This is a genomic window from Pseudomonas sp. B14(2022) (assembly GCF_012030485.1).
Taxonomy (GTDB): domain Bacteria; phylum Pseudomonadota; class Gammaproteobacteria; order Pseudomonadales; family Pseudomonadaceae; genus Aquipseudomonas.
In genome coordinates this window covers 14,139-25,115 of sequence record NZ_JAAUVM010000012.1, presented here as the reverse complement: position 1 = coordinate 25,115, position 10,977 = coordinate 14,139, and the positions used below count along the sequence as shown (strand labels likewise).

14 protein-coding genes are annotated in these 10,977 nt (G+C 61.9%); 7 read left to right on the top strand and 7 right to left on the bottom strand.

Features of this window, described 5'->3' with window-relative positions; genetic code table 11:
- Positions 1-117: 117 nt before the first annotated feature.
- Complete coding sequence (locus HCF10_RS18215; protein WP_167656105.1) at positions 118-1,032, top strand: LysR family transcriptional regulator; 915 nt, start codon at positions 118-120, stop codon at positions 1,030-1,032.
- Between the two features lie 34 nt (positions 1,033-1,066).
- On the opposite strand, the gene HCF10_RS18210 is transcribed toward HCF10_RS18215, so the two are convergent.
- The 3 genes from HCF10_RS18210 to HCF10_RS18200 are packed head-to-tail and all read right to left on the bottom strand — an operon-like array spanning position 1,067 to position 2,961.
- Complete coding sequence (locus HCF10_RS18210) at positions 1,067-1,609, bottom strand: DUF2937 family protein (RefSeq protein ID WP_167656104.1); 543 nt, start codon at positions 1,607-1,609, stop codon at positions 1,067-1,069.
- 11 nt (positions 1,610-1,620) lie between these two features.
- Positions 1,621-2,397, bottom strand: a complete 777-nt coding sequence (locus tag HCF10_RS18205) for a class II glutamine amidotransferase (protein ID WP_053136626.1) — start codon at positions 2,395-2,397, stop codon at positions 1,621-1,623.
- A 30-nt stretch (positions 2,398-2,427) separates the two neighbouring features.
- A complete protein-coding gene (locus HCF10_RS18200) occupies positions 2,428-2,961 on the bottom strand; it encodes an MFS transporter (protein ID WP_131698921.1) in 534 nt (177 codons plus the stop codon).
- 24 nt (positions 2,962-2,985) lie between these two features.
- Between HCF10_RS18200 and HCF10_RS18195 the strand changes: the two genes are divergently transcribed.
- A complete protein-coding gene (locus HCF10_RS18195; protein ID WP_167656103.1) occupies positions 2,986-5,028 on the top strand; it encodes a S9 family peptidase in 2,043 nt (680 codons plus the stop codon).
- 68 nt (positions 5,029-5,096) lie between these two features.
- The gene (locus HCF10_RS18190) at positions 5,097-5,570 is read left to right on the top strand and encodes a cyclic nucleotide-binding domain-containing protein (RefSeq protein WP_131698919.1); all 474 of its coding nucleotides are present in this window, start codon (positions 5,097-5,099) and stop codon (positions 5,568-5,570) included.
- On the opposite strand, the gene HCF10_RS18185 is transcribed toward HCF10_RS18190, so the two are convergent.
- On the bottom strand, positions 5,567-5,845 hold the full coding sequence (locus HCF10_RS18185; RefSeq protein ID WP_090407826.1) for a hypothetical protein: 279 nt from the start codon (positions 5,843-5,845) through the stop codon (positions 5,567-5,569). The two genes, HCF10_RS18190 and HCF10_RS18185, sit on opposite strands and share 4 nt — an antisense overlap.
- 78 nt (positions 5,846-5,923) lie before the next feature.
- On the opposite strand from HCF10_RS18185, the gene HCF10_RS18180 reads away from it, so the two are divergent.
- Positions 5,924-6,610 (top strand): spermidine synthase, encoded by a 687-nt coding sequence (locus tag HCF10_RS18180; protein WP_058411058.1) that lies wholly within the window; start codon positions 5,924-5,926, stop codon positions 6,608-6,610.
- 40 nt (positions 6,611-6,650) lie between these two features.
- Here the strand turns inward: HCF10_RS18180 and HCF10_RS18175 are convergent, their stop codons facing one another.
- Positions 6,651-7,571 carry a ParB/Srx family N-terminal domain-containing protein gene (locus HCF10_RS18175; protein WP_167656102.1) on the bottom strand — a complete coding sequence of 307 codons (921 nt, stop codon included), beginning with the start codon at positions 7,569-7,571 and terminating at the stop codon, positions 6,651-6,653.
- Between the two features lie 106 nt (positions 7,572-7,677).
- On the opposite strand from HCF10_RS18175, the gene HCF10_RS18170 reads away from it, so the two are divergent.
- From HCF10_RS18170 to HCF10_RS18160, 3 genes are all read left to right on the top strand, one after another.
- Positions 7,678-8,052, top strand: a complete 375-nt coding sequence (locus HCF10_RS18170) for a YajD family HNH nuclease (RefSeq protein ID WP_003210675.1) — start codon at positions 7,678-7,680, stop codon at positions 8,050-8,052.
- Positions 8,053-8,220: 168 nt separating this feature from the next.
- On the top strand, positions 8,221-8,688 hold the full coding sequence (locus HCF10_RS18165) for an RNA methyltransferase (protein ID WP_010563721.1): 468 nt from the start codon (positions 8,221-8,223) through the stop codon (positions 8,686-8,688).
- A 67-nt stretch (positions 8,689-8,755) separates the two neighbouring features.
- The gene (locus tag HCF10_RS18160; protein ID WP_131698917.1) at positions 8,756-9,121 is read left to right on the top strand and encodes a YgaP family membrane protein; all 366 of its coding nucleotides are present in this window, start codon (positions 8,756-8,758) and stop codon (positions 9,119-9,121) included.
- A gap of 58 nt (positions 9,122-9,179) precedes the next feature.
- Here HCF10_RS18160 and HCF10_RS18155 read toward each other — a convergent pair whose 3' ends face one another.
- Together HCF10_RS18155 and HCF10_RS18150 are read right to left on the bottom strand one after the other, a co-directional pair.
- Positions 9,180-10,400: a hypothetical protein gene (locus HCF10_RS18155; RefSeq protein WP_145334869.1), complete on the bottom strand. Its 1,221-nt coding sequence runs from the start codon at positions 10,398-10,400 to the stop codon at positions 9,180-9,182.
- 13 nt (positions 10,401-10,413) lie between these two features.
- The gene (locus HCF10_RS18150) at positions 10,414-10,863 is read right to left on the bottom strand and encodes a YcgN family cysteine cluster protein (RefSeq protein WP_003172524.1); all 450 of its coding nucleotides are present in this window, start codon (positions 10,861-10,863) and stop codon (positions 10,414-10,416) included.
- Positions 10,864-10,977: the final 114 nt, after the last annotated feature.

Sequence of the window (10,977 nt, the reverse complement as noted above, 5' to 3'; positions counted from 1 at the left end):
GCAACTTGTCCTGATACCCCAACGGCGCTTATCGTGGAATGGCTCGATTTTTGGCGCTTGCCCGGTGCGGCGTCCAACTAATAAAAACCGATCCATGCATAAGAAAAAGTTGATCCCATGAATTTGAAGTTCCTCGAAACCTTCGTCTGGGTGGCCAAGCTCAAGAGCTTCCGCCTGACTGCGGAGAAGCTGTTCACCACCCAGGCCTCGATCTCCAGCCGCATCGCCGTGCTGGAGAGCGAGCTGGGGGTGAAGCTGTTTCTGCGTGATTCACGGGGTGTGAGCCTGACCCCGGAAGGCTTGAAGGTGCTCGATTATGCCGAGCAGATGATGGTGACCATGCAGGGCCTGAAACAGTCCCTGGAAACCACCAGCAGCAAGGTCGGACGCATCCGGATCGGCGCAATGGACACGGTGATCCATACCTGGCTCAGCCCGTTGGTGGCGGAGCTGATGGACCACTTCCCTTTGGTGGAAATCGAATTGGTCGCCGATACCGCACTTAACCTCAGCGATCAGCTGCAAAAAGGTTTTCTCGATCTGATCCTGCAAACCGACCTGCTGCGCCTGGAAACCGTGCGCAGCCTGGAACTGGGCAGCCACCCCATGGCCTGGATCGTCGCCAGCCAGTCGATCTACAACCGCGACTACGCGTCCCTCGCCGAACTGGCCCAGGAGCGCATCATCACCTATTCGAAAAACTCCCATCCGCACCAGGACGTACTCAGCCTGATGCAAGCCAACGGCGTGGCCGCGCCACGGATGAACTGCGTGAACTCGGTGTCGGCGATTACCCGGTTGTTGCGCGATGGTTTTGGCATCGGCGCACTGCCGCCGGTGCTGGTCAGGGAAGAGTTGGCGCGGGGTGAATTGGTGATGTTGCCGATGGCGCAGAAACTGCCGAACCTGCAGGTGGTGGTGTCGTGGCGTGTGGGCGTGGAGTTGGTGGAGGAAATTGTGGGGCTGTGCCAGAAGGTCGTTGCCCGCTATGCCGAGGAAGTCGGCGAAGAGCGGATGCTGCTGACCTCCTGACGAAACTCGATTAAAACTGTGGGAGGGGCGGTCTTTAGAGACCTTTCAGGTCCCGCTCTTCGATTGGCCGGCTCTGGCGCAAGCGCTTGCCGCCCAGCACCACCCAGTCGATCAGGCGGAACAGGCACTCCAGGCCGAACGACAGCAGCATCGCCCCGCCCAGGCCCCAGCCCATGGCTTCGGGGGTCAGCAGGATCTGGTAGCTGTAGCCGTTCCAGGTTTCCAGGCGGATATCCGGGTCGGCGGCCACCGCCACTTGCAGGGCGCGGATGTACCACGGGCCTTGCATGGCCTGGAATTGCTTGTCCAACGCCACCTGGCGGTCAAGCATCGCGCCCAGGCTGTTGGCATCGCTCTGGAACACCGGGTCATCGCTGGCACGGTAATGCGCCACCAAGGCCTTCAAGTCACCTTTGAAGAACTGCCGCGCGGTGGTTTCAAACCCGCTCAGGCCGGTCTGCGCCTCGATCAGGTGGGCTTCGACGCGCTTGGCGTAGTCATTAATAAACCCCGGCACTTGCACGCCGACCAACAGGCCAATGGCAAACAGCACCAACCGCAGATAACTGAGCAACATGGTCGATATCCTTACTCGGTAACGCCCTGGCTGACGCATTCACCGCGTCGCCACAGGCTCCATTGGCCCGGTTCGTAACGGGTCCAGTTTTCGTTGTCGGTCAACGGTTCGGTAGCAATCACCGTCACCACATCGTTGGGGGTGGTTTCGGCCTGAAAATCGACGATCACGTCGACATCTTTGAGGCGCGCCGGGCCAAACGGTGCACGCCGGGTGATCTGCGCCAATTTGGTCGAGCAATAGCAAAACAGCCAGTCGCCATCACTGAGCAGGCAGTTGAACACGCCTTTGCTGCGGTATTCGGCACAGGCGGCGATCAGGTCCGGCAGCATCTGTTCGATGTCCACCGGCTCGGGGAAGGCTTCGCGCACGCGGTTGAGCAGGTCGCAAAAGGCCGCTTCGCTGTCGGTATCGCCTACCGGGCGGTAGAAGGTGGCGCGGGGGGTGAAGTCCGCCAGTTGGCCGTTGTGGGCGAAACACCAGTTGCGGCCCCACAGTTCGCGCACGAACGGGTGGGTGTTGGCCAGGCTCACCTTGCCGACGTTGGCCTGGCGGATATGCCCGATCACCACTTCACTCTTGATGGGGTAACGCTGCACCAGCAGAGCGACTTCCGACTCACTGCTCGCGGCCGGGTCCTGGAACAGGCGCAGGCCACGGCCTTCGTAGAAAGCGATGCCCCAACCGTCGCGGTGGGGGCCGGTGCGCCCACCACGCTGCATCAGCCCGGTAAAGCTGAACACGATATCGGTGGGGACGTTGGCACTCATGCCCAATAATTCACACATGCCAGGGCTCTCACTGCAGGGCGGACAACGTTAAAGGCGCGGTTCGACCCGCATACCGCTCACCGGTGCAGGACGGCGGAACGGCTCGTCGTCTTCGTCCACAGGCTCGGCGGCCAAGGCGGCATCGGTGGCAGCCTTGCGCTCACGGCGGGCGTTGGCGGCGCGCTCGATGGGCCAGCGGATCAGCACAAACACGATGTACACACCAAAGGCGATCATGGTGTACATGAACAAATCGGAAATGGCCCGCCAGGCGTTATTGCCGACCTTGAGCACCAGGTCCAGCGCCGTGATGGCCACGGCCGGCGCGAACTGAGTCTTGACCGGGTCGACGATGGTCGGGCTCAACAGCAGCACCGCCATGAGCAACTGCAGCGGCTCGCGCAGCCAGCGCCAGATCCAGCGGGTCATGCGCCACCACACCAACAGGCAGCCCAAAGCGGCGAAGGCGTAAAGGCCCCAAGCGGTCAGATAGTCGTTCTCGGTCATGGTGTCCATGGCAAGGTAGGCAAACAGGCGGCTATGATAACGGCTTTTGCGTGTCGCGGCTGCAATGCCTGCCACCTTCCGCCAGACAGAGAGTGCTCCATGCCTTCATCGACCGCCCCGATTGCCCGTAAAGCCCCAGGCCAGGACCCATACGCCTGGCTGCAAGAGCGCGACAGCGTTGAAGTCCTTGATTACCTGAAGGCCGAAAATGCCTTCCAGGAAGCCCAGCTCGCCGACCAGCAGGCCCTGCGCGAAACCCTGTTCGAGGAGATCAAGGGCCGCATTCTCGAAACCGACCTGTCTCTGCCCTCCCCCTGGGGCCCGTACCTGTATTACACGCGCACCACCGCCGGTGACGAATACGCCCGCCACTACCGCTGCCGCCGCCCGGCCGACGACAGCAACCAGGTGGACGACAGCAGCGAAGAGCTGTTGCTGGACCCGAACGTGCTGGCCAACGGCGGCTTCTTTTCCCTCGGCGCATTCAGCATCAGCCCCGACCACCAGCGCCTGGCCTACAGCCTCGATACCAGTGGCGAAGAGATCTACACCCTGTTCGTGAAGGAATTGGCCACGGGCAAAGTCAGCGAACTGGAGTTTCAGGATTGCGACGGCAGCATGACCTGGGCCAATGACAGCCTGACCCTGTTCTTCGGCGAGCTGGACGACACCCACCGCCCGCACAAGCTGTATCGCTACCGCCTGGATGGCACGGCGGCGCAGGAAGTATTCCATGAGCCCGACGGGCGTTTCTTCCTGCATTGCTACCGTTCCAGTTCCGAGCGCCAGTTGCTGCTGTCGTTGGGCAGCAAGACCACCAGCGAAATCTGGGCGCTGGACGCCAACCAGCCGCACCTGGACTTCACCTGCCTGGCGCCACGGGTCGAGGACCATGAATACGATGTCGACCACGGCCAACTGAATGGCGCGTGGACCTGGTTTATCCGCAGCAACCGCGATGGCATCAACTACGCCCTGTTTGTGGCTACCGACATTGGCGACGTGCCGACTGAGGATGAGTGGCAGAACCTGATCCCCCACAGCGACGAGGTGATGCTCGACGGCGTCAGCCTGAACGTCAACGCCATGACCCTGAGCCTGCGCATCGGCGGCCTGCCGGTGATCGAAGTGCACTCCCAAGGCGTGCCGGCCTATCGCGTGGAATTGCCCGACGCCGCCTACAGCCTCTACGTACAGAACAGCCTGGAATTCGTCAGCGACAAGATCCGCCTGCGCTATGAAGCCCTGAACCGCCCGGCCCAGGTGCGCCAGCTGGAACTGGCCAGCGGCGCGCAGCAGGTGCTCAAGGAAACCCCGGTGCTCGGCGTGTTCAATGCCGATGACTACGTCAGCCAGCGCCTGTGGGCCACTTCCGCCGATGGCACCCAGGTGCCGATCAGCCTGGTGGTCAAGCGCGACCAGCTCGGCAAGCCGACACCGTTGTACCTGTATGGCTACGGCGCCTATGGCTCAAGCCTCGACCCGTGGTTCTCCCATGCACGCCTGAGCCTGCTGGACCGTGGCGTGGCGTTCGCCATTGCGCATGTGCGCGGCGGTGGCGAACTGGGTGAAGCCTGGTATCGCAATGGCAAGCAGGAACACAAACAGAACACCTTCAGCGACTTTATCGCGTGTGCCGAGCACCTGATCGCCGAGGGCCTGACCACCTCCAAGCAACTGGCCATCAGCGGCGGCAGTGCCGGCGGCCTGTTGATCGGCGCGGTGCTCAACCAGCGTCCGGCGCTGTTCCAGGCGGCGATTGCCGAAGTGCCGTTTGTCGACGTACTCAACACCATGCTCGACCCGGAATTGCCGCTGACCATCACCGAGTACGACGAGTGGGGCAACCCCGAAGAGCCCGAAGTGTATGAACGCATCAAGGCCTACGCGCCGTACGAAAACGTCAGCGCCCAGGCCTATCCGGCCACGCTGGTGATCGCCGGCTACAACGACAGTCGCGTGCAGTACTGGGAGGCGGCCAAGTGGGTGGCCAAGTTGCGCGACACCAAGACGGACGACAACCTGCTGTTGCTCAAGACCGAACTGGGTGCCGGCCACGGCGGGATGAGCGGTCGTTATCAGGGATTACGTGACGTAGCACTCGAATATGCATTTGTGTTCAAGGCGCTGGGGCTGATTTAAGGAACTTAGCGGGGCGGCCCTGTCTGAACACAGGACCGCCTACTGATTGATGGACCAAGATTGCAGCCATGGCACTACCGACGCTAATGAATACCGAAATCCGCGACATGCTCATGGATTGCGGCCTGTTCGACCCTTTGCTGCCGGAAGACTTTTACGTCGCCGCCGGCTACTTCAATATCAGCAGCATTGCCGAGGGCGAGGTGATTTTCCTCGAGGGCGATGCCGGCACCTTCATGTGCATCATCCACAGCGGCCAGGTGGCGGTGCAGAAAACCAACCACACCGGCCAGCGCCTGACCATCGCCACCCTGCGCAGCGGCCGGGCCTTTGGTGAGATGGCGGTGCTTGACGGTGAGCGGCGCTCGGCCAGCTGCGTGGCCGCCAGTGACTGCGTGCTGTTGAACCTGGGCAAGGACGCCCTGGAAAAGATGCTCAATGAAACGCCGCGTGTGGCGGCGAAGATCATCCGCGCAATCGCCATCGCGTTGTCCAAGCGCCTGCGCATGGCCGATGGGCAATTACTCTCCCAACCGTTTTAACCGCCGGGCGTCTTCGGTTTGCTGTCGTTCTGCTGCAGGCCAGGCACCGTCTGGTCCTTCGGCGGTGTCGGCAATACGATGGGCACCAACGGCGGTGAGCCGTTCGTCTTCGGCACGGCCGGCGGGGTGATCTGCGGATACAGCGTCGGCGTCGGCGTGCCCGGTGCGCCTGGGGTAGGTGCCGGTGCCACCGGTACGGTTTGCAACTCCTGAGCCTGCGCCGCACCCAATGCGAGCGCGCTCAACACAATGACCGTTAGAATGCTGCACTTCATCGATGGCTCCATGGCCTGACCGGAATGTCGTAAGGCTACTCCCAACCGCGCAAGAATGCCCTTCCCAATGAGATTTCCATGAAACGTTTCGTTCTGCTGGACACCACCCCGATCCCCGACAACGGCGGTGCCTTGTGCCTGTTCGAATACGGTGAAGACTTTGTCATCAAGATCCAGGGCGGTGACGGCGGCCAGTTGATGAACACGCGCATGCACGGCTCCGAAGACGCGCTGGCGGAAATCCCTTGTCGCAAGGTCGCGGGGCGCCCGGGCTCACGGGTGTTGATCGGCGGGTTGGGCATGGGCTTCACCTTGGCCTCGGCGCTCAAGCACCTGGGCAAGACCGCCGAAGTGGTGGTGGCGGAACTGGTGCCCGGTGTTGTGGAATGGAACCGTGGGCCGCTGGGGGAAAAGTCCGGCCGCCCACTGCTGGACCCGCGCACGGTGATCCGCATGGAAGACGTGGCCAAGGTGTTGCAGGCCGAGCCCCAGGGCTTTGACGCGATCATGCTCGACGTCGACAACGGCCCCGAAGGCCTCACGCAGAAGGCCAACAGCTGGCTCTACTCAGCCGGTGGCCTGGCCGCCTGCGCCAAGGCCTTGCGGCCCAAGGGCGTACTGGCGGTATGGTCCGCCAGCGCCGACAAGCTGTTCAGCGACAAACTGCGCAAGGCCGGTTTCAAGGCCGAGGAAGTGCAGGTGTTTGCCCACGGCAACAAGGGCACCCGGCACACCATCTGGATAGCGGAGAAGCTCAAGGGCTGAGCACGATTCTCAAGACACCCCTCCCCCATTTCTATCCCCGTCAGTCGTGGGATTTGCGGTAGTCGATCACGTACGGCACTTTTTTGTCGAAGGTCTTCTGCAGCTCATCGCGGTCCAACTGGGTCATGCCGCCCAGTTGATGGGCGGTGAAACCGCTGTCACCCACCTGTGAACCCGGCGCCAGGCCGACCATGCGCTTGGCGACCGCTTCGATAGCGTCCTTGTAGCCGCCTTTCTTGTTCAGGTTGTACTGGCCCAGATCAATCTGCGTGCGCAGCCAGTTGCCCCAATAGAACTCCAGGAACTCCGGTGCGATCTCGCCGCCATCCGGCTTGCCATAGGCGGCCTTGCGAGTGAAATACACCAGGCTGCGGAAGGTGTCGTCCTGCAGGTTCTTGAACCCCAGGTGCGCCGGCAGTTGTTCCGGCGGCAAGGTCTGGCCTTGGTTATCCTTGAGCCAGACCTTGCGGGCCGCTTCCATGCGCTGCCAGAAGCTCGCCATGTTCGGGCTGTTGCTGAAGTCGTCGGTGACCTTGACCCACATCTTCAAGCGCGGGCCGCCGCCGGGCACTTCCCACAAGGTGGTGAAACTGTGGTGACCGTCGGTCAGGTACAGCTGGCCGGCGGGGCCGACCACCACGGTTTTCATGTCTTCGGGATGGGTGCCCACCGGGTCCTTACAGGTGAAGCTGTCGGGCTGGTGCAGGTCAGCCTTGTTGGGCACCTTGTCGGCCTCGCCCTGGCCGTTGGTTTCGCAGTATTCATCGAAGACCTTGGCGGGTTTGTCGGCGAACAAGCCCAGGCTGTAATAGATCTGGTCGAAGCCCACCACTGCTTGGGTCGGATGCAATTGTTCAAGGGCAACTTCGACCACCTGCCCGGGTTTGGGCGTCGAGAACGCCTGGGCCTGAAGGGTAGCGACACTCAGTAGCAGTGCAACAGTCCATGAAAGCAGACGCATGTTTTTCAGATCCTTATGAGTAAAGTAAATCGATCCTAGCGGTCATTTGCGGCGCAAGCGGCTAGAATCAACCCTATCCGTGACCACCAAATAGCCAGGAGCCATGATGAGCTCGACCAACCCGCCCTCCCACACCGCCAAGCTGGACCGCATCCTTGCCGATGCCCAGCGCGACCGGGAAATGGGCTACCGCGACAAAGCCCTGAAGATGTACCCGCACGTGTGCGGCCGCTGCGCCCGTGAGTTCGCCGGCAAGCGCTTGAGTGAACTGACCGTACACCACCGTAACCACAATCATGATGACAATCCCCAGGATGGCTCGAACTGGGAGTTGCTGTGCCTGTACTGCCACGACAACGAACACTCGCGCTACACCGACCAGCAGTACTTCGGCGAAGGCTCCACCAGCAGCCCGACGATCGCCAAGGCTACGCACAACCCGTTTGCGGCGTTGGCGGGGTTGATGAAGAAAGACGACTGAAGAGTGTTGTCGCCTGTCCTGGCCTCATCGGGAGCAAGCCCCCTCCCACATTTTGAGTTGTGAACACTTTCAAATGTGGGAGGGGGCTTGCTCCAGATAGCGTTAGCCCAAGCAATACATCACCTTCAAGCCGTATAATCGCCGTTTTTCTCCAAGGCACCCTTCCCCGTGGGCAATAAACGCTACAGCTGCATCGGTCTGTATAACCCCAAATCCCCCGAAAACGTTGGTTCGGTCATGCGTGCCGCCGGCTGCTACGGCGTGGCCTCGGTGTTCTACACCGGCGTGCGTTACGAGCGCGCGCGGGACTTCATCACCGACACCAAGAAGGTCCACCACGATATTCCGCTGATCGGCATCGATGACCTGAAGAAGATCCTGCCGCTGGGCTGCATCCCGGTCGCCGTGGAGCTGGTGGAAGGCGCCCGCCCGCTGCCCGAATACACCCACCCCGACCGCGCGCTGTATATCTTCGGCCCTGAAGACGGGTCGCTGGATAAAGACATCCGCGACTGGTGCGAAGACGTCGTGTACATCCCGACCACTGGCTGCATGAACCTCGCTGCCACCGTCAACGTGGTGCTCTACGACCGCATGGCCAAGGGCAACAACACCCGTTCGGGCCCCAAGTACTGATTTTTTGGGAACATCCGGCGCTTGCACGCAGTCAGCTGCATACACTTGCCCTTGTTGGAGACAGATCATGAGCGACAGCAAAACCTTGCGACCTATCATCGAACACACCCCCTTCCAGAACCCGTCTCCCCAAAATCAGCCCACCCAGAACGTGCATGGCTGGGAACGCATCGGCTCAGTGGCCGGTGGCGTGATGATGGTGGGCAAAGGTCTGCGCCGTGGCGGGATTTTTGGGTTGATTCAGGTGGCGATCGGCGGTGTGGCGCTGGCTCGTGGCTTTACCGGGCACAGTACGCTTAAAGACAAGCTGGAACAGGGCCGCCAGGAAATGAACAGCGTGCGCACGAAGATCGAGCGTGCGGGTGCAGAGCTGAAAAGCCTGAAGACCAAGGCGGAAGTGGCGGCTGAGAAGGCCGTTAAAACCACTGGTTAGATTCAAATGTGGGAGGAGGCTTACCCCTCCCACATTTTGTTTTGTGTATGGCGAAGACTCAGCGTAACAACTTGCTGTCGAGCACCACCGACGATTCGCCGATGATGCTCTCCGCCAACTGCACGAACTCCGCAGTGGTGATGCTGTTGGCGCGCATCACCGCTTGCGCGAGGTCATCGAGGGAGCGCTTGTTGTGGGTTTTCACGCGGATCTCGCGGTCCAGCTCCTGCAACACCAGCACCGCCCGTGACACCGTCGCGCCGCTGACGTGGTCGCCGCGCAGGCTGGTCACGTCCTTGCCCTCCTTGGCCAACCGCGCCTGTATCGCCTGATAGCGCTCATCGGTAACCCCGCCTGCGCGGCGCACCAATTCGATGGCGTAGTACTCGCCCAGCCCTTCGCTGATCCAGTCGCTGCTGTCGTGGTCGTTGAAGCGGCCAATCGCCTGCACCACTTCGCGAATCAACGGGCTGCTGCCGTTCTCGCTGACCAGCGGCGTGCGGCTGTTGAGGTAGATCGAGTCGCGCGCCGAGAACGCACCACGGCGCATCGGATCGCTGGCGCCCACCACCAACAGCTTGGCCGGATGACGTGGGAACGCCGCTTCGACCTGCGGCCAGACAAAGGTCAGCAGTGTCAGCACATCCATACGCCGCATGGCTTGGCCCTTGGGCGAGGCGATGGTCACTTCGGTCTCGCCCAGGCGCACGCGGCGGCTGCCGAGGGTGCCGGCGAGCATCCAGCCGGTGGGCCGGTCGAACAGCCGCGAGACGTTGTCGATGCGGAATTTGTTCTTGCCGATGCGCGGCCAGGCGGTTTCGATGCTTTTCCAGCCGGCCGGCAGTTCGAACATCAGGCGCGAGACCAGCTCCACACCGTCCTGCTGGTCGAGGCGTGCGGGGGGCACCAGGTCTTCGCCGCGAAACAGCGCCCAGCTCGGCGTCATCCGCGCCTCATAAATACCCGGTTTGCGCGCGTGGCTCAGGCGTACACGGTAGGTCAGGCTGGCCTTGCCGGCGCTGGGTTGCCACAGGCCACGATGATCAGTGACGCTCCACTGGCCATCGGCCTTGAAGTCGCTGTAGTCGCCAGCGCGCCCCAGGTCAAAGTTCAGGCTACGCACCGCCGAGCCCTGGGAGAGGCTCACCCGCACCTCGGCCTGATCGCTCTGGGGCAGCAGCTTGACGTGATAATCCACATCGACCTTCTTCGCGCACCACGCAGGCATGCTCAACGCCAGCAACACCAGGCTTGCCGCCAGCTTGGTTCCCGCCCTCATACACACTCCTTGTTCAGCCCGCGCGGAAGATCAGGTAATCCTCCCAGTCGTCTTCGGGCACGCTGCCTTCGCTGAGCATGCGCCCGGACTGGGAAATGCGTTCGTGGTGCACGGCGTCGCGGTCACCGCAAACCAGGTGGTGCCACAACGGCAGGTCCTTGCGCTCGCTGACCAGGCGGTAACCACAGGTAGGCGGCAGCCATTTGAACTGGTCGGCCTGGCCTGGGGTGAGCTGGATGCAGTCGGGCACCGAGGCGCGGCGGTTGGGGTAGTCAGTGCACTGGCAGGTTTTCAGGTCCAGCAGTTTGCAGGCGATGCGCGTGTAATAGACGCTGTTGTCGTCTTCATCCTCAAGCTTTTGCAGGCAGCACAGGCCACAGCCGTCGCACAACGACTCCCACTCCTCCTGGTCGAGGTGTTCAAGGGTTTTGCGTATCCAGAAAGGTTCGACTTTGGCGGCCATGGCTCTACATCGGTATCGGTAGGTGAAAAGGCCGCCAGTCTAGTGCCCAAGGCCCCTGGGGCCAAGCGCTTACGACTGACGGCGTTCCAAGACTTGTCAGTCTAGTGGGGGCGC

Excerpts from the sequence above, each read along its gene's own strand:
- HCF10_RS18170 (WP_003210675.1), top strand. The coding sequence starts at position 7,678 with ATGAGCTCGACCAACCCGCCCTCCCACACCGCCAAGCTGGACCGCATC.
- HCF10_RS18180 (WP_058411058.1), top strand. The coding sequence starts at position 5,924 with ATGAAACGTTTCGTTCTGCTGGACACCACCCCGATCCCCGACAACGGC.
- HCF10_RS18215 (WP_167656105.1), top strand. The coding sequence starts at position 118 with ATGAATTTGAAGTTCCTCGAAACCTTCGTCTGGGTGGCCAAGCTCAAG.
- HCF10_RS18175 (WP_167656102.1), bottom strand. The coding sequence starts at position 7,571 with ATGCGTCTGCTTTCATGGACTGTTGCACTGCTACTGAGTGTCGCTACC.
- HCF10_RS18155 (WP_145334869.1), bottom strand. The coding sequence starts at position 10,400 with ATGAGGGCGGGAACCAAGCTGGCGGCAAGCCTGGTGTTGCTGGCGTTG.
- HCF10_RS18160 (WP_131698917.1), top strand. The coding sequence starts at position 8,756 with ATGAGCGACAGCAAAACCTTGCGACCTATCATCGAACACACCCCCTTC.
- HCF10_RS18210 (WP_167656104.1), bottom strand. The coding sequence starts at position 1,609 with ATGTTGCTCAGTTATCTGCGGTTGGTGCTGTTTGCCATTGGCCTGTTG.
- HCF10_RS18195 (WP_167656103.1), top strand. The coding sequence starts at position 2,986 with ATGCCTTCATCGACCGCCCCGATTGCCCGTAAAGCCCCAGGCCAGGAC.
- HCF10_RS18150 (WP_003172524.1), bottom strand. The coding sequence starts at position 10,863 with ATGGCCGCCAAAGTCGAACCTTTCTGGATACGCAAAACCCTTGAACAC.
- HCF10_RS18185 (WP_090407826.1), bottom strand. The coding sequence starts at position 5,845 with ATGAAGTGCAGCATTCTAACGGTCATTGTGTTGAGCGCGCTCGCATTG.
- HCF10_RS18205 (WP_053136626.1), bottom strand. The coding sequence starts at position 2,397 with ATGTGTGAATTATTGGGCATGAGTGCCAACGTCCCCACCGATATCGTG.
- HCF10_RS18190 (WP_131698919.1), top strand. The coding sequence starts at position 5,097 with ATGGCACTACCGACGCTAATGAATACCGAAATCCGCGACATGCTCATG.